The organism is Rhodococcus sp. PML026, assembly GCF_000963615.1.
Lineage (GTDB): Bacteria > Actinomycetota > Actinomycetes > Mycobacteriales > Mycobacteriaceae > Rhodococcoides > Rhodococcoides fascians.
In genome coordinates this window covers 598,644-614,834 of sequence record NZ_KQ031370.1, presented here as the reverse complement: position 1 = coordinate 614,834, position 16,191 = coordinate 598,644, and the positions used below count along the sequence as shown (strand labels likewise).

Sequence of the window (16,191 nt, the reverse complement as noted above, 5' to 3'; positions counted from 1 at the left end):
CGCTGCGCGCCTAGTTAGGCTTACGGTATACAACACTAGAACGGTTACGATGCAAAATACGAGAATGGTGACGTCGATGTCCGCAGTGCAGACCGGTTCCGCGATCGAGCTCCGCGTCGACCAGGGAATCGCCTGGTTGACCATGAACCGACCCGAACGCCTCAACGCCATCGACCACGACATGCGCGACGACCTGCTCGCCGCCATCGAGGAGATCCGCACCGATCCCGCCATCCGCGTCGCCGTCGTCACCGGAGCCGGTCGGGCATTCTGCTCGGGGGCGGACCTGAGTCAGGACGACCATTTCCAGGTGGCCCCCGAGTCTCGCCGCGGTGACGGTTCCACCATGGCACGCGAGGACGGCAGAAAGTTCGGCTGGTGGCGCGTCATCAAGGCCGTCTGGGAGAACGAGAAGCCGTTCGTGGCAGCGGTCAACGGGCCCGCATACGGTTTCGGCTGCAACTTCGCACTGGCCTGCGACTACATCGTCGCCGCCGAGGATGCACGGTTCTGCGAGGTCTTCGTCACGCGAGGACTCCCGCTCGAGGCACTGGGGGCCTACCTCCTCACCCGCGCCCTGCCACCCGCCAGGGCCAAGGCCATGGGACTGCTCGGCGAGGCCGTCAGCGGTGCCGAAGCCGAACGATGGGGGCTGGCGAACCAATGCGTGCCCGCCGCCGATCTACTGTCCGTGGCAGGCGACGTGGCTGCCCGCTTCGCCGACGGCCCCAGCATCGGCATCGGACACATCAAGGGCCAGATCAACGACGCCTACGAGGCCACCTTCGAGCAGGCCTGGAAGATGGAGGTCACGTTGCTCGGTCTCGGCAGCGGTGGCGAGAGCGCAGAGGCCTTCTCCGCCTACGCGGGCAAGCGCGCACCGAACTTTCGGGGAATGTGACCGATTCGATGCCGCGCACTTCCACGACACGCATCGTCGACGGCGCCTTTCTGGCACCGGCGACGGCCGTGTTCTTCTTCTTCTTCGCGTTCGGGATGGTCCTGCCCGTACTGCCGATCTACATCACCGACACCCTCGGCGGATCCGATCTCGCCGTGGGAACCGTCGTCGGGATCACGGCCGTCTCCGCCATCGCGATCCGCCCCTGGATCCCGGCGGGCGTACAGCGTTGGGGTGCAGCACGATTGATCGCCGGGTGCGGCATCCTCGGCGGCATCTCGTTCGTCTTCTCGGGACTGATCGGTACCACGGCCGGGCTGTCCGGCCTGCGCCTGCTCGCCGGCGTCGCGCAGGCAGTGATCATGGTCGCGGCGCTGATCATCGTCAGCTCGTCGGTGTCCGACGCCCAGCAGGGCCAGGTCATCAGCTATCTCTCGGTCGCCCCGTACACCGGGATCGGACTGGGCCCGGTCGTCAGTCAACCGATACTGCAGAACTACGGTGCCGCATGGGCATTCGCCGCCGCAGGTGTCGTCTCGCTGATCGCCGCCGCGGCAATCGCGCCCAGCGCCGCCCGTCGTCACGAGCGAGACCTCGGCGCGCCACGCAGCAAGCCGGAGATCTATCTGCCCGCCGTCGTTCCCGGTCTGGTCCTGATGCTCGGCATCCTCGGACCGGTGGCACTGAGCACCTTCATGCCGCTCTACATCGGCGAACTGGGTTCGAACAGTCCCCAGTGGATATTTCTCGGCTACTCCGCAGTGATCCTGGCAGCGCGAATCCTGGGCGGTCGAATTCCGGATCGACTGGGACCCATGACAACCGGCGCAGTATCGACGCTACTTATCAGCGCCGGCCTCGCCGCGATCGCGCTCGCACCCAGCGTGCTGATCGTCTACCTCGCGCTCGTCCCGTTCGGAATCGGCATCGCTCTGCAGTACCCGGGTCTGCTGGCACTGGTCATCGCCCGTGCGCCCGCGGAGCGCCGCTCGACCGCGATATCGACGTTCACGATGTTCTTCGACGTGGCGTCGGGACTGGGCGCGGTACTGATCGGCGTCGTGGCCACCGCCGCCGGATATCGAGTGGCCTTCGGCGCATGTGCCGGGGCAGCGCTGGTCGGATTGGTCCTACTGTTCGCGTTCGCTGCACTCAGCGGACGCGCCGAGGCTCGACCAACCGCAGTGTCGGCGTGATCGGATCAGGCGTCGGCAGCTTTGCGAGCTCGCTTGTCGGCTCGAAGGACCGCCTCGAATCCGGTCATCAGATGTCCGATTCCGGCGTCGTAGTCGTCGTCCGCCACCATGCTGAGCGAGCGTGTCTTGATCAGTTCGGCCAACCGCGGCATGTCGACGGGATCGATCAACCGGGCCTGACGCTGATCGTCGATGGTCGGCGACTTGGCGGAGAGTTGAATGCGTTCGAGCAGTATGGACCCGCGGGTGTACACGGACATCGACTCGTAGACCTCGAGAGCGGACTGCGGCTCGAATCCCGCCTCGATCAACATCTCCAGAATCTCTTCCATGACCACGAAGACCTGATGCACAGCTTCTTTGCTGTACGTGCCGAACCGGACCAGGGCCAGATCGCACAGCGTGTGATCTGCACTGTAGATCGTGCGGGTCAGCGCGAAATGCTCACGCAGATAGGACTTCCAGTCAGATTTCTCGACGGGGAGCAACTGCTCGAACACGATCCGGATAGCCTCGTCCGTCATCGCGTTGAGGAGGTCGTCCTTCTTGCGGAAGTACCAGTAGATGCTGGTGACACCCACGTCGAGATGCTTGGCCAGCTCTGGCATGGACAGCTTGTCCAACGTGTCACGACGAGCCACCTCGAACGCACCGTTGATGATCTCCTCGGCGCTGATCGACCCACGCTCGCGACGTTGTCGACCAACCTTCTCCGATGTTGCCTGCTTCGGCATTACGTGTCCTCCCCTTCGATATCTCCCACAGTCAGTTCGGCAAGCATACCTAAGCATTCGGTAAGGTTTACTGTTGGAGCCGGATTTGCGCGATCCAATTGCGTGAGCAGCCCTGTGAAGACGTAAAATTCGCCCGAATCAGGGCCACATTCGGACAATTGCCGCACTATCAATAGTCGTTCAGAACGAACAGGCTCCTACCATGCCCCGAAACCTCGGCATTGCCACAACTGTGGCCGCCGCACTACCACGACCGCGCAGCGAATTCTGGGAATGGCAACTCCGCGCCTCATGTCGCGGACGGCCGAGCGACACGTTCTTCGGCGAGGATGAATCACCTACGGGTGAGCATGAGGTTGCAGCGAAGAAGATTTGCTCGTCGTGCCCGGTGATCTCCGCCTGTCGAGAACATGCTGTGCGCACCCGCGAACCACATGGAGTTTGGGGCGGACTATCGCCGAGCGAGCGCACGCGCCTCAGATGGTCGTACAGATGAACGGTGCCGCCTCCACGACGCCCGCCACACGTATGGGACTCTGCTGCACCTTCAGGGTGTGCCGATTGCCGTCATCTCGGCATGGCTCGGGCACTCGGACAACGCATTCACAATGCGCACCTACGTCCATTCCCAGAACCATGCGCTACTGGGCGCAGCCGACACTTTGCAGTCACTCGTCCGGCGTCGCGACGAGCCATCCGACGATGCGCGTTGACCGGCGTTTGTCCGCAACCGTCCACATAGGAGTAGGCAGTCTCACCAGGCGCTGTTCCGGCGAGTTCTGCGGCATTTGTGACATTCTGTGACACTGAGCTCGCCTAATCGGCAATGAATCTCATTACTAGTAGCTCAAAATGCCAGTTCAGAACCCTTTTTCAGTGGAGCCTCCTAACGGGATTGAACCGTTGACCGCTCGCTTACAAGGCGAGTGCTCTACCGCTGAGCTAAGGAGGCAGTGAAGCGAGCCAAGCATACCGTTCATCGGACGCTCAGCGACAACAGGTACCTTGTCGGTGGATCACCCCAGCAACGTAAAGACGGTCATGACTTTCCTGCAAGACCTGACGGCTTCGCTGAGCCGTCTCACCGGTGAGCGTCGGGCCACCATCGATACACCGACCGCCGCGCCGTCACCTCTTCGCCCTATCGATCTGACCGACGATGCGACGGTCGCCGAGGTCCTCGAGCTGGCGGTTCGCGTCGGCGAGGTGTTGTTGGCGTCGGGCACGTCTGCGGTGGATACGGCGACGCAGGTGCAGTTCATCGCCGCGACGTACGGCCTCGCACGATGCGATGTCGACGTCACGTACAACTCGATCACGCTGAGCGCACATCGCGGTCCGACGCGACCGCCGGCGTCGACGATGCGCATCGTCCATTACCGCTCGATGGACTTCACACGGCTGGCCGCGGTCGACCGACTCATTCGCTCGGTGCGCGTCAAGGTGGTCCCGGCGAGCATCGCGCGTGACCGCCTCGACGAGATCACCTCGGCCCCGCACCCGTACAACCGGTGGATCGCGACCTTCGCGTGGGCCGGCATGGCGGCGGCAATCGGTGTATTGCTCGGCGGCGGCGCATTGGTCGCGGTCGTCAGCTTCCTGACGACGATGGTGATCGACCGAATCGGCCGCATCCTCAACCGCGCCGGACTGCCCTTCTTCTTTCAGCAGGTGGTCGGCGGATTCGTCGCTGCCACCCCGGCGATCACTCTGTACAACTTTCAGGATCAGCTCAATATCGACATCTCCCCGTCGGTGATCATCGGTGCCGGGGTCACGGTGCTGTTGTCGGGGCTTTCGCTCGTCGGCTCGGTACAGGACGCGATCACCGGGGCACCGATCACGGCGTCGGCCAGATTCTTCGAAGTATTGATGATGACGGGCGGCATCATTGCCGGCGTCGCCACGTCGCTGCGGCTGGCGGCCCTGATCGGGAGCGATCTGCCGCAGATCAGCAACCTTCCTCCCCCGGACATCACACAGGTGCCCACCAAGGTCCTGGCCGGCGCGGCCGCGTCACTGTTCTACGCGCTCGCCTGCTACGCCGAGCGGCGCGCACTGACGGCTGCATTCATGGGCGGCTTCGCGGGCGCGCTCGTCTACCTGATGTCACAGACGTTGGCTGTGGGTCCGATCATCGCGTCTGCCATCGCAGCCACGGTCGTCGGATTCGCCGGTGGTCTCCTCGCACGTCGAGCGCTCATTCCGCCGCTCATCGTCGCCGTCGCCGGCATCACTCCGTTGCTGCCCGGTCTCTCGCTCTACCGAGGTCTGTACGCGATCCTCAACGACCAATTGCTGCTCGGTATCAGCTCGCTCTTCGCGGCGTTCGGCATCGGCTGTGGCCTGGCTGCGGGCGTCACATTGGGTGAGTGGGGTGCGCGGACACTGCGTCGACCCCGGATCCTGGCACGCACCGAGGAACTACTGCGCCCGACGCTTCGCCGCAGAGAAGAACCGCGCCGACCGACGGTTCGTCGGCGGCGCGGTACGAGTCCTTCGTAGAAGGCGGAACTCAAGCCTCGGTGCTGGGGGTTCCCTCAGCACCTGCGCGGGCAGCTGCGTCGGCCTCCATGGCCTCACGCAGGCTGCGCGGACGCATGTCGGTCCAGTTCTTCTCGACGTACTCCAGGCACGCAGCGCGGGTGTCTTCACCGAAGACGACACGCCACCCCTGAGGGACCTCGGAGAACGTCGGCCACAGCGAATGCTGATCTTCGTCGTTGACCAGCACGAAGAAGCGTCCGTCTTCGTCATCGAACGGGTTGGTACTCATCTCGCCTCACTCGTCGCGAACGTTTGATTGGTAAGTCTGCACCGTGAGGTGCCACACGACCCTAGCAACGCAGGTCGTGCTCAGGTGGCGTCAGGCCTTGAAGAAGTCGAGCAAGTGCGCATTGACGGCCTCGGGACGCTCGAGATATCCGTAGTGCCCGGCGTCCGCGATCTCCACGTATCGAGCCCCCGGAATGGCGTCGGCGAGCTCCTTGCCCAGGTAGGCGGGGATCATCCGATCGTCGGCGAACCCGACCGACAGACACGGCACCGACACTGCCCGGTAGGCATTGGTGCGGTCGAAATCGTCGTCCATGCCCAGCTGCGCGCGCACCCCGGCGGATGGTGAGGATGTCGAGAACTCGAACAGGTCGAGCCAATCGCGAGCCGTTCGCGCATCACGCAACGTGGCGGGCGACAGGTTCATCACCGCCGTCACCGCGGCCGAGTACGTGCCCGGCAGCTCGACGCGCTTGTCGTACAGCGCCCGCTCACCCTGGGCGAGCGTCTTCTGGAACTCGTCGACCCGCGCGTGCCCGGCCAAGAACGCCGCCTTGCGAACCAGATCGGGACGCTTCAGAGCCAACTCCTGTGCGACGCGAGAGCCCATCGACGTTCCGACGACGAAGGCCTTCTCGGCACCGTCGCGGATCAGTTCGATCAAGCCCTCGGTGTCGGCGACCATGGCGTCGATGGTGATACCGGTCGCACTTTCCGACGACGGCGCGATACCGCGGTTGTCGAAGGTGCACACCCGGTAGCCGGCCGCCAGGAGGGCCGGTACCTGATGCAGTTCCCACACTCGGCCGGGACTGCCGGTGCCCATTATCAGAACTACCAGGTCTCCACTGCCCTTGACCTGGTAGTTCACGTCGATGCCGTTGATCTTCGCGATAGGCATACGTCTCCTCACTGCTGATGCTTTCGTCGGCGATCGTATCGTCCGAGGTCGACGTGGGGTTACTCGAACAGCCAGTGGGTACCTGCAGTTACATGACTGACGAGAACGTAGCGGGCGAAGCACGCAAAGGAATGCTCGACGGGATCAAGGGCAAAGCCAAAGAGGTCGTCGGCGCTGTCACCGGCAACGACTCGTTGACGGCCGAGGGCCAGTTGCAGGCCGCTCAGGCTCGCGAACGCAAGGAGGCGCAGGCCACCGAACGCGTCGCCGATGCACAGGCTACCGAGGCCGCCGAGGAGCTGGCCGACGTGCGGACTGCGGCAGACAGTCGACGCGAGGCCGCGGAGGAGAACGCAGCAGTTGCCGAGGCGAACGCAGACCACGTTCGTGAGACCCAGGTGGCCGCGGCCGAGCAGAACAAGCGTGAGACCGTGGCGCAGGAACGAGCGGCCGCCGAGGTCGACGCCACGGCCGAACAGATCGAAGCGACCGAGGAGCGCAAAGCCGAGCAGGCCGCGGCAGATGCGGACGAAATGGTGGCTGCGCAAAAGCACCAGGAAGCGTTGCTGCAGGCCGAGGCCGACCGCAAGAAAGCCGAAGAGCTTCGCAACCAGGCTTGACCCACTACTGCTGATCTAGGAGTTCGACTACATGAGTGTTTTGGCCCTACCACTGACCATCCTGAGAATTCAGTACAGGATCGCACGAATTCCGTTGCAGCTCATCGAGACCAACGTCGTGGTAAAGATGGATGCAGAATCGCCGGCACGGCTCGCCTACGAGCACACGCTCGGATCCCTCGATCGTGCTGTCGGAAACCTGTTGGGAGACAGGAGTCTTGCCGATCGCGGTGAGACTCTGGTCGACAGCACCGAGAACCGCGCCGAAGCAGCACGCCTGGACGCCGAGGCACGTGCGAAGAAGACTGCCGCGGACGCCGACCTGAAGACGGCTCGTGAGACCGCCGAGCAAGACCGCCGGGCCGCCGACGCCGCAGCCCAGGAAGCCGCCCGCGACGCGCGACAGGAGGCCGAGCAGCGCAAGCGCGAGGCCGCCCAAGAGGCCGAACGCGAAGCGGCTGCAAAGAAGAAGAAGGCCGACGAGCAAGCTGCCGCGGCGGCCAAGGCAGCCGAGGACCGCAAGAAAACTCAGCAGGCCCAGGTCGACAAGCAGGAGAAGTTGGCTGCAGCACCGTCCGAGGCCGAATTGGCCGAGGCCGCAGAGCGATCCGAGGAAGCCGACGCCAAGAAGGACGAGGCAGAGCGCATCGAGAAGCTGTTCATCGCGGAGAAGAACAAGGACTGACAGCCCGGTTCTCTCGAATCGAGCTCAGCAACAACCTCTTCCAGCCCCGCACCGTGTTCTCGGTGCGGGGCTGGTGCGCGCTGCAACCGTTGGGTGCCACACTCCGAGAGCATCGACCGGGGCGCACCAGCGAAGCCCGATTGCCCGGTTTACTGTAGGTTCGCCGAACACATCGACGAGGAGGGTAGATGCGCATGCGACAAACGGGAACCGAGTCCACTCGACTTATCCATGCCCGGCAGAGACTCTCGCCACTGTTCGCCACTCTGGTGATCTTCGGCGTTCTCGCCATCCCGCGACTGGATCTGCCATGGGCCGGCATCGCGGGCTGGGGTCTGGCAACCGTCGCAGCAGCGGCCTGGCTTTTCACAGCATTGCGCCCGCAGCGGTCCAGCCAAAAGAGCTAGGTCATGCGCAGCGACATTCAGCCGAGGACACGAGTGAGGAATGCGTCGATGTTCTCCCTCACCGTCACCGTGCGGGTGTCGACGTCGAAGTCCTCCTTGAACTGTCGTCCCAGGGCCGGTGTTTTCTTCTTGCGTGCGTACAGAGAACATGCGAGATCCGAGCAGATGTAGGTACCGACGGTGTTGCCGCGTCGCCCGGACTCCCCTGCCTTCGCAGCGGCCATCAGCGACACACCGCCGTTGGCGTGGGTGGTGAGACAGATGCTGCACATCTGCGCAGTCCGCGGTCCACCTGCCTTGTATCGCAACGCAATTGCACGGAGTCGATCTTCCTGCGGTACGACGATGTAGCTCCGTCCCGCCAGCTTCGGGTCGCCCCAGCCGAGGAAATCGAGATCCTCCCACGGCGTTTCGTCGAACATATCGGGGAGGGAAAGCCGAGTGGCGTCACCCTTGGACGAGTTGACGAACGACGATCTGATGTCGCGTTCGGAGATCGGCTTCATGGTTCCTGCCTCCATTGCCGTAGGAGTGTGTCGATTCCGTCGAGGATTCGGGCCCACGACTCTTGTGAGTCGGGTGCACTGTGAGCGAACGAGCCGGCCGCTTCGAGGCTGGCGAAACCGTGAAAGACACTGCCCAACAATCGAACAGCGTGCACCTGATCGGCCTCGTTCAGGTGATACCCACGAAGAATTGCCTTCATCATCGCCGAGTGCCGCACCCCGGCACTGTTGATCGCCGTCTCGTGGTCGAGAGGAAATTGAGTGGCCGCGTACCGGCCGGGATGTTCGCGCGAATAGACCAGGTACGCGTCGGCCACTGCTACCAACGCGTCCTTGCCTGCCCTGCCCGCCAACACTTCTGCCACCCGGTCGGCCAGTTCTTCCAACGCCAGCAGAGCGATGCCGACATTGAGCTGATGCGCGCTCTTCAGATGCGAATACAGACTCGCCACTTTGACGTCGAAGCGTCGCGCCAACTCACTGGCAGTCACGCGATCGAAGCCGACCTCGTCGGCCAGATCCGCTCCTGCTGCCACGATGCGCTGCGCGGTCAATCCTGCGCGTGCCATGTCGGCCTCCTCCATCTTCCGAGGACACCGTAGCCAAAACTAATAGATATAGGCAAATTGCTATAGCAATCAGCGACCCTGCCACGCCTCCCACAGCTCTGCGTAACGCCCACCGGCAGCGACCAACTCGTCGTGCGGACCTTGCTCCACGATTTTCCCGTGCTCGAGCACAACGACGCGGTCCGCTGCAGCGGCCTGGGTGAGGCGATGCGCCACGACCAATGTGCTGCGGCCTCTCGTCGCCGCCTCCGCAGCCAGTTCGAGCTCACGGGCACCGGAGCTGCCGGCCTCGGCGGTGGCCTCGTCCAACACCGCGACAGCCGGATCGGCGAGAACCAGCCGCGCCAGAGCCAATTGCTGCGATTGCGCCGCGGTCAACTGGTGACCGCCCTCGCCGACGGCGGTGTCGAGGCCGTTCTCGAGCGCCTCGACCCATCCCCAGGCCCCGACGGTCCGCAGTGCGGCTTCCACGTCGTCGCGGCCGGCGTCCGGTGCCGCGAGCAACACGTCGTCGATCAGTGGGCCGGCGAAGACGTGCACTTCCTGGCTGACGATCGCGACATGCCGGCGTAAACCCTGGTGGCCCAACGAGTCCAGCGACGCGCCGCCGACACGAACCGTGCCCGACGTCGACGCCATGGACCCGGCCGCAATGGCCGCGATCGTCGACTTCCCGGCACCGGTGGATCCCACGAGCGCGACCGTCTCACCTGCGTCCACACGCAGGTCGACCCCGTGCAGTACTTCGTGACCCCCGTCGTACGAGTGGCGCAGGTCGACGACATCGAGGGTGGCGTCGGCAGGCACGGAACCGTCGCCCACCGGCCGCTCGTCGGCAATGTCGACCACACCGACCAGTCGGGCCAGAGAAGCTCCGGCAGACTGGATGTCGTCGAACGTGAAGAGCAGGGTGCCGATCGGATTGAACAGGCGATGGAACAGCAGCGCCGCGGCCGTGGTCTCGCCGACGGTCACGTAATCGCCTCGTACCAGCAGGAATCCGGCCAGCAGGATCACCGACAGACCGACACATTCGGCGCGGTTGCTGCGTGAGCCGAAGCGCGTGAACAGGCGGAAGACGTCGACGCCGATGTCGCGGGCTTTCGCCGACGCTCGATCCACCTCATCGAGGTGCTCCGCTTCGAGTCCGTAGGCGCGCACCGTCTTTGCGCCCTGCATGCTGCTGACGAAGGACTGGGCTCGCTCGCCCATAGCGACTCGTTCGGCCGCATACAGCGGAGCCGATCGGGGCAGATACCAGCGCAGCGCGAGCACGTACATCGGCAATGCCACCAGACCGGCAAGCCCCAGACGCCAGTCGATTCCGAGCATCGTGATCATGCTCAGGCACACGAGCAGGAATGCTCCGACAAGCTGTGGAATCACTTCGCCGATCGACTTGGCCATCACTGCGACGTCGTCGCCGACGCGGGAGAGCAAGTCGCCCTTGCCCACTCGCTCCAGCGTGGCCACCGGCAGACGGAGGGCGCGTCGCACGACGGCCTCACGCAGGGACGCCAGGATGCCCTCACCGAGGGTACTGATCAAGTAGCCGCTGAAGCCGGTGACAACACCGCCGATGACCGCTGCCACCGCGATCACGACGACGACCCCGACGATGGTCGACGAGTCTGCCCCGTCGCGGACGCGGTCGACCAGGACGCCGAGCACGTAGACGGGCACCAACGACATCGCCGCGGCCACTGCGCCGAGCAGCAACGTCACCGCGGTACGGAGTTTGCGCAGGCGCAGCTGTTCCAACAGCCATCGGCCCGACCGGGCACCGGTGGCGATGGGAAGAAGTTCGGGGGCGGTCATCGCAGCACCGTCTCCTTGTACTGCGCGTCCGAGGACGCGAGATCGTGGTGGGTTCCTTCGGCGACGACGCGGCCGTCGTCGACGACGAGTACGCGATGCGTCACCGACAGCAGCGCAGGGCTGGTGGTGATCAGGATCGTGGTCTGCGCCGCGCTTCCGGTGTGTCGCAGCTCCGCGATACCGCGCGCGATCGTGTGCTCGGTGACGGCGTCGACCGCAGTGGTGGGGTCGTGCAGCACCAGCACCGGGGCGTCGACCGACAGGGCCCGCGCCAACGCGACCCGTTGACGTTGGCCGCCGGAGAGGCTGGCACCGCGGTCGGTGACGGCGTGGTCGAGTCCGGCCTCGTGCAGTTCGACGACGTCGGTGGCCGCGGAGGCCTCGAGCACGCGGTCGAGTTCGGCGTCGGGCTGGGCGCGACCTGCGGTGACGTTGCTGCGGACGGTACCGGCGAACAGGTCGGTGATGTGCGGCTCGACGAGCACGGTCTCGCGGGCGCGTCGGAGATCGATGTCTCCTGTTGCGACGCCGCCGATCCGTACCGTTCCGGCGTAGTCGGACTCGGAGATCTGACCGGAGAGCACCTGGGCGAGTGCCTCCCCGTCCTGCGGCCGGTAGGCGACGATTCCGAGCATCTCGCCGGGTGCAGCCGAGAAGGTGAGGCCGTCGAGCGAACGGAACCCGACCTCGTCGACGGCGAGTTCGGTACCCGAGGGCACAGCGGAATCGGATTGCGGCAGAACGTGGTCGGCACCGAGTACGAGTGCGAGCCGATCGGCAGAGCCACGCACCATCGCCACCACGCCGGGGACCTTGGACAACCCGGTCAGCGGTTCGATGACGAATTGCGAGAGCCCGATGACGGTGATCAGCTCGCCGACCGAAATGCGACCCTGCAACGCGAACCAGCCTGCGGTACCGGCGATTCCGACGGCGAGCAACGCGTTGACCGCCGCCGCCAGGCCCTGATAGACGTTGTTGGCGCGGGCCAACCTCAGCGTGGCCGCCAGTGCCGTTCGGCTCGACGTCACGAACCGCTGAGTCGCGGCGTCCTCGGCTCCGATTCCGCGCAGCGGACGCACTCCACTGACCAGATCGGTGGCCATTCCCGAGACCCCGGCGATCTCGGCCTGCTGTGCGGTGGCCGCGCGGGTGAGCAACGGGGCGAGACGCTGGAGCGCGATCAGAATCACCGGAGTGCCGATCACGACGGCCAGGCCGAGAGGAATGTCGATGATCAGCAATGCCACCGCGGACGCGACCACCGCCACTGCGGACGCGAAGACTCGCGCGATCAGGTCGAGAATCCACGATTCCTTCTCGGCATCGGACGTCGAGACCGTCAGCAATTCCCCGGCCGACAGATCGGTGCGCAGTCCGCGTGGGTCGAGAACGCGGCCGGCGACCTCCACCCGCACATCGTGGGCCTCACGCTCGATGGCGACGACGATGATGCGGGCACCGATGCGCCAGGCGTAGGACAGCGTGACGAACAGAGCCGCGAGACCGACCAACGAGACGATCATCGCCGTCACGTCGCCGGTGTCGATCGCCCGCGACACGATCAGACCGATCGCGACCGGAACCATCGTTTCGCACAGTTGATGCACCCCGAAGAGCAGGGACGAGACGATCAACCGGGTGCGACGACGTCGTACGGTGCGGCGCAGAATCGCGCCACCGGTGGCCGGGAAAGGTGCCTCCACCACGTTTCGAGCATGGTGAAGCGAGACAGAATCGGTCATTCGCTGCAGCCTATGGCATCGGGAAGTGGCGATGGGGTGTCACATTTACATAGAGTTGGCACCAGCGAACACCGAGTAAGTCCAGCAGAGAGTACGGAGATCACCATGCCTGCCAAGACATCGACCGACAACGACATCGCCGACGAAGACATCGTCCCACTCGAGTACGAGACCGCCAGTCAGGCCCAGCGCGTCGTCGCCGCCTATGCGACCGATGCAGACGAGTGCCGCATGTTGTTGTCGATGCTGGGTATAGACCCCGTAGCGAAGACCGACTGACAGGTTTTCGCAGGGCTGATTACCCAGGGATCAACAAGCGGATTGGACAGTTGTGGCTGACGCCTCGCAGGGTTCGGATTTCGTCGTCGTAGCCAACAGGTTGCCGGTCGATCTGGAGACACTTCCCGACGGCAGCACACGATGGAAGCGCAGCCCCGGCGGGCTGGTCACTGCGCTCGAGCCCATCCTGCGCGCCAACAAGGGTGCCTGGGTGGGATGGGTCGGCGTATCCGACGTCGACGTGGAGCCGTTCGTCGAGGACGACCTGCACCTGCGTCCGGTGCCGATCAGCGAGAAGGAATACACCCAGTACTACGAGGGCTTCTCCAACGCCACGCTGTGGCCGCTGTACCACGACGTCATCGTCAAGCCCGAGTACGACCGCGACTGGTGGAACGCCTACGTCGAAGTCAACCGCCGCTTCGCGGAGAAGACGTCCGAGGCAGCCGCGCAGGGTGCGACGGTGTGGATTCAGGACTATCAGCTCCAGCTGGTGCCCAAGATGCTGCGGATGCTGCGGCCAGATCTGACCATCGGCTTCTTTCTGCACATCCCGTTCCCGCCGATCGAGCTGTTCATGCAGATGCCGTGGCGCACCGAGATCGTCGAAGGACTGCTCGGAGCCGACCTGATCGGTTTCCATCTGTCCGGCGGCGCACAGAACTTCCTCTACCTTGCCCGACGCCTCGCCGGGGGAACCACATCTCGCGGAACCGTCGGAGTGCGGTCCAAGCTCGGCGTTGTGCAGGTCGGCTTCCGAACGGTGCGCGTCGGAGCGTTCCCGATCTCCATCGACTCCGGTGACCTCGACACCAAGTCGCGCACGAAAGCCGTCCGGGATCGCGCCAAGCAGTTGCGCAAAGACCTCGGCAATCCGAAACGGATCATGCTCGGCGTCGACCGACTGGATTACACCAAGGGAATCGACGTCCGGCTCAACGCATTTCGAGAGCTGCTCGAAGAAGGCCGAGTCGATCCGGCCGAGAACGTCATCGTGCAATTGGCGACGCCCAGCCGTGAACGCGTCGAGAGCTATGTCGCCATGCGCGGTGAGATCGAACAGCAGGTGGGACGCATCAACGGCGAGTACGGCCAGGTGGGCCACCCGGTGGTCCACTACCTGCACCGTCCCATTCCCCGCGAGGACCTGCTCGCCTACTTCGTCGCTGCCGACGTCATGCTGGTCACTCCCCTACGCGACGGCATGAACCTCGTCGCCAAGGAGTACGTGGCCTGCCGTAGCGACCTCGGTGGCGCGCTGGTTCTCAGCGAATTCACCGGTGCTGCTGCAGAATTGCGCCAGGCGTACCTGTGCAACCCCCATGATCTGGACAGCGTGAAGGACGCCATCACCGGAGCGCTCGAACAGGAACCCGAGGCAGGTAAGCGTCACATGCGAGCCATGCGTCGGCAGGTTCTCGCCCATGACGTCGACCGCTGGGCTCGCTCGTTCCTGTCCGCTCTGGCACAACCGGCCGAGGGCACCAACCTCGTCAGATAAATCGCTTTACCCCCACCGTCGACGGCTGTTAGTTTGCCGTCGACGGTTTTGTGCATGCGAGAAGTGAGGAGGTGGGCATCGTGGCCACCTGGACGAGAACACACCCGAGCCCTCACACCTCCTCCACGAAGGACTTCTCGCATGTCTTCTCTACTCGAATACGGACTCGACCAACACTGGCGTGACGAGTTCGAACAGCATGCTCACAGCGCAGTTCTCGCCCGCGTGGTTCGCGTCGACCGCGGTGAATTCGACGCCGTCACCGAGCACGGAATCGCGCGCGGCACCGGCAGTGTCAGCGGTCGTTCCGCAGGCTCCACTCTTGACGGCCTCTGCACCGGGGATTGGGTGGCACTGGACGCGGAATCGTTCCGGCTGATCGACATCCTGCCCCGCCGAACGGCCATAGTTCGCGCCAGTGCCGGATCGACCTCGGCCGCACAGGTTCTCGGTGCCAACGTCGATACCGTCGTGGTCACCGTCGCGTCGGACACTGCCCTCGATCTCGGTCGCGTCGAGCGCTACCTCACGTTGGCGTGGGGCAGCGGCGGCGTACCCGTCGTCGCGATCACCAAGACCGACAGCGGACGCGTCACCGAAGAGTCGGTACTGGCCGCCGCGCCGGGTGTCACCGTCTGCAGCACCAGCGCGGTGTCGGCCGATGGAATCGACTCGCTGACAGCGCATCTGCACGGCACGGTCGCGCTGATCGGGCCGTCGGGATCGGGTAAATCGACTCTCGGCAACGCTCTTATCGGGAGCACCGCGTTCGCCACCGGCACCACTCGCGAGGCGGACGCCAAGGGCAGACACACGACGGTGCGTCGGGAATTGATTCCGGTACCACGACTGGGACTGACCCTGCTCGATACTCCCGGATTGAGATCGGTGGGTGTACAAGGATCGGAAGACGCAGTGGCGAGCGCCTTTTCGGATATCGACGAGCTGGCCGCCCTGTGCCGTTTCGGCGACTGCGCGCACGTTCACGAGCCCGGTTGCGCCGTTCTCGCCGCCGTCGAGACAGGCGAAATCACCGAACGCCGGCTGGGTAACTACCGAAAGCTGTTGCGAGAGAACGCCTGGACAACGTCGCGCCACGATGCGCGGGCGCGCAGCGAGAAGTTGAGGGAATACAAGCAGATGACCAAGTCGCTACGGCAGAAGTACGCAGCCGACGGTGGGCGGCGCTAGGTCAGCTCTCGTCGAACAGCGAGGGGCTCTCGGACTCCGCCTCTTCCAGCGGAGCCGAGCCCTCGCGCGGCGATGCCTTGCGCACCACCTCGACCGTCGTCGTCCGGACCGACAGCCGATGCCCGTCGTGATGCTCGAGCAACGCCAACCCTTGACGAATCTCGAGCACCTTCCACGGGCCTGCATGCCCGGACGCCTGAACCAGGTCGCCTGGTGCGATCTCGGAAGCCACTGTTGTTCTCCATTCACCGAGCAGGTATCGGGGGTCGAGCAAGTCTGTGACACACACCCTATCGGGCGCCGACCAGCCCGACGCCACTTGCTCGTCGAACAAGTTAGGAGTACTCATGTAATAGTTGTAGA

General features: G+C 64.5%; 19 protein-coding genes and 1 tRNA gene. 11 read left to right on the top strand and 9 right to left on the bottom strand.

Annotated features, from left to right (window positions below):
* The first annotated feature begins 76 nt into the window (after window positions 1-76).
* On the top strand, window positions 77-901 hold the full coding sequence (locus tag VF34_RS07395; protein ID WP_045841240.1) for an enoyl-CoA hydratase/isomerase family protein: 825 nt from the start codon (window positions 77-79) through the stop codon (window positions 899-901).
* Between the two features lie 8 nt (window positions 902-909).
* Window positions 910-2,097 (top strand): MFS transporter, encoded by a 1,188-nt coding sequence (locus VF34_RS07390; protein ID WP_155289620.1) that lies wholly within the window; start codon window positions 910-912, stop codon window positions 2,095-2,097.
* Between the two features lie 5 nt (window positions 2,098-2,102).
* Here the strand turns inward: VF34_RS07390 and VF34_RS07385 are convergent, their stop codons facing one another.
* Window positions 2,103-2,831, bottom strand: coding sequence for a TetR family transcriptional regulator (locus VF34_RS07385; RefSeq protein ID WP_032375017.1), 729 nt, complete (start codon window positions 2,829-2,831; stop codon window positions 2,103-2,105).
* Between the two features lie 202 nt (window positions 2,832-3,033).
* Between VF34_RS07385 and VF34_RS24640 the strand changes: the two genes are divergently transcribed.
* Window positions 3,034-3,327, top strand: coding sequence for a WhiB family transcriptional regulator (locus VF34_RS24640; RefSeq protein ID WP_080733397.1), 294 nt, complete (start codon window positions 3,034-3,036; stop codon window positions 3,325-3,327).
* The gene (locus tag VF34_RS07380) at window positions 3,242-3,544 is read left to right on the top strand and encodes a tyrosine-type recombinase/integrase (protein ID WP_045841159.1); all 303 of its coding nucleotides are present in this window, start codon (window positions 3,242-3,244) and stop codon (window positions 3,542-3,544) included. Before VF34_RS24640 ends, VF34_RS07380 begins: the two co-directional genes overlap by 86 nt.
* A 164-nt stretch (window positions 3,545-3,708) precedes the next feature.
* Here the strand turns inward: VF34_RS07380 and VF34_RS07375 are convergent.
* A tRNA-Thr gene (locus tag VF34_RS07375) sits at window positions 3,709-3,783 on the bottom strand.
* A gap of 89 nt (window positions 3,784-3,872) precedes the next feature.
* On the opposite strand from VF34_RS07375, the gene VF34_RS07370 reads away from it, so the two are divergent.
* Entirely contained in the window at window positions 3,873-5,336 is a 1,464-nt protein-coding gene (locus VF34_RS07370) for a threonine/serine exporter family protein (protein WP_027495673.1), read from the top strand.
* Window positions 5,337-5,346: 10 nt separating this feature from the next.
* Here the strand turns inward: VF34_RS07370 and VF34_RS07365 are convergent, their stop codons facing one another.
* Both VF34_RS07365 and VF34_RS07360 read right to left on the bottom strand, forming a co-directional pair.
* Window positions 5,347-5,607 (bottom strand): MbtH family protein, encoded by a 261-nt coding sequence (locus VF34_RS07365; protein ID WP_027495672.1) that lies wholly within the window; start codon window positions 5,605-5,607, stop codon window positions 5,347-5,349.
* 90 nt (window positions 5,608-5,697) lie between these two features.
* Complete coding sequence (locus tag VF34_RS07360; RefSeq protein WP_045841158.1) at window positions 5,698-6,507, bottom strand: alpha/beta fold hydrolase; 810 nt, start codon at window positions 6,505-6,507, stop codon at window positions 5,698-5,700.
* A gap of 92 nt (window positions 6,508-6,599) precedes the next feature.
* Between VF34_RS07360 and VF34_RS07355 the strand changes: the two genes are divergently transcribed.
* The 3 genes from VF34_RS07355 to VF34_RS07345 all read left to right on the top strand — a co-directional run bounded on the left by VF34_RS07355 (window position 6,600) and on the right by VF34_RS07345 (window position 8,219).
* Window positions 6,600-7,127 (top strand): hypothetical protein, encoded by a 528-nt coding sequence (locus VF34_RS07355; protein WP_032375173.1) that lies wholly within the window; start codon window positions 6,600-6,602, stop codon window positions 7,125-7,127.
* A gap of 31 nt (window positions 7,128-7,158) precedes the next feature.
* The gene (locus tag VF34_RS07350) at window positions 7,159-7,812 is read left to right on the top strand and encodes a hypothetical protein (RefSeq protein ID WP_032375015.1); all 654 of its coding nucleotides are present in this window, start codon (window positions 7,159-7,161) and stop codon (window positions 7,810-7,812) included.
* A 188-nt stretch (window positions 7,813-8,000) separates the two neighbouring features.
* Complete coding sequence (locus VF34_RS07345; RefSeq protein ID WP_032375014.1) at window positions 8,001-8,219, top strand: hypothetical protein; 219 nt, start codon at window positions 8,001-8,003, stop codon at window positions 8,217-8,219.
* A gap of 17 nt (window positions 8,220-8,236) precedes the next feature.
* Here the strand turns inward: VF34_RS07345 and VF34_RS07340 are convergent, their stop codons facing one another.
* From VF34_RS07340 to VF34_RS07325, 4 genes are all read right to left on the bottom strand, one after another.
* The gene (locus tag VF34_RS07340) at window positions 8,237-8,725 is read right to left on the bottom strand and encodes an FBP domain-containing protein (protein ID WP_032375172.1); all 489 of its coding nucleotides are present in this window, start codon (window positions 8,723-8,725) and stop codon (window positions 8,237-8,239) included.
* Window positions 8,722-9,294, bottom strand: a complete 573-nt coding sequence (locus VF34_RS07335) for a TetR/AcrR family transcriptional regulator (RefSeq protein ID WP_032375171.1) — start codon at window positions 9,292-9,294, stop codon at window positions 8,722-8,724. Before VF34_RS07335 ends, VF34_RS07340 begins: the two co-directional genes overlap by 4 nt.
* A gap of 69 nt (window positions 9,295-9,363) precedes the next feature.
* Window positions 9,364-11,112 (bottom strand): ABC transporter ATP-binding protein, encoded by a 1,749-nt coding sequence (locus VF34_RS07330; protein ID WP_032375013.1) that lies wholly within the window; start codon window positions 11,110-11,112, stop codon window positions 9,364-9,366.
* Window positions 11,109-12,857, bottom strand: coding sequence for an ABC transporter ATP-binding protein (locus VF34_RS07325; protein WP_196249594.1), 1,749 nt, complete (start codon window positions 12,855-12,857; stop codon window positions 11,109-11,111). The genes VF34_RS07330 and VF34_RS07325 overlap by 4 nt, the downstream gene beginning before the upstream one ends.
* Before the next feature lie 105 nt (window positions 12,858-12,962).
* On the opposite strand from VF34_RS07325, the gene VF34_RS25255 reads away from it, so the two are divergent.
* From VF34_RS25255 to rsgA, 3 genes are all read left to right on the top strand, one after another.
* The gene (locus VF34_RS25255; RefSeq protein ID WP_008710019.1) at window positions 12,963-13,136 is read left to right on the top strand and encodes a hypothetical protein; all 174 of its coding nucleotides are present in this window, start codon (window positions 12,963-12,965) and stop codon (window positions 13,134-13,136) included.
* A gap of 52 nt (window positions 13,137-13,188) precedes the next feature.
* On the top strand, window positions 13,189-14,637 hold the full coding sequence (locus VF34_RS07320; RefSeq protein ID WP_027495664.1) for an alpha,alpha-trehalose-phosphate synthase (UDP-forming): 1,449 nt from the start codon (window positions 13,189-13,191) through the stop codon (window positions 14,635-14,637).
* A gap of 141 nt (window positions 14,638-14,778) precedes the next feature.
* Window positions 14,779-15,828 carry a ribosome small subunit-dependent GTPase A gene (rsgA, locus tag VF34_RS07315; protein WP_032375012.1) on the top strand — a complete coding sequence of 350 codons (1,050 nt, stop codon included), beginning with the start codon at window positions 14,779-14,781 and terminating at the stop codon, window positions 15,826-15,828.
* Between the two features lies 1 nt (window position 15,829).
* Here rsgA and VF34_RS07310 read toward each other — a convergent pair whose 3' ends face one another.
* The gene (locus tag VF34_RS07310; protein ID WP_027495662.1) at window positions 15,830-16,060 is read right to left on the bottom strand and encodes a hypothetical protein; all 231 of its coding nucleotides are present in this window, start codon (window positions 16,058-16,060) and stop codon (window positions 15,830-15,832) included.
* Between the last annotated feature and the right edge of the window lie 131 nt (window positions 16,061-16,191).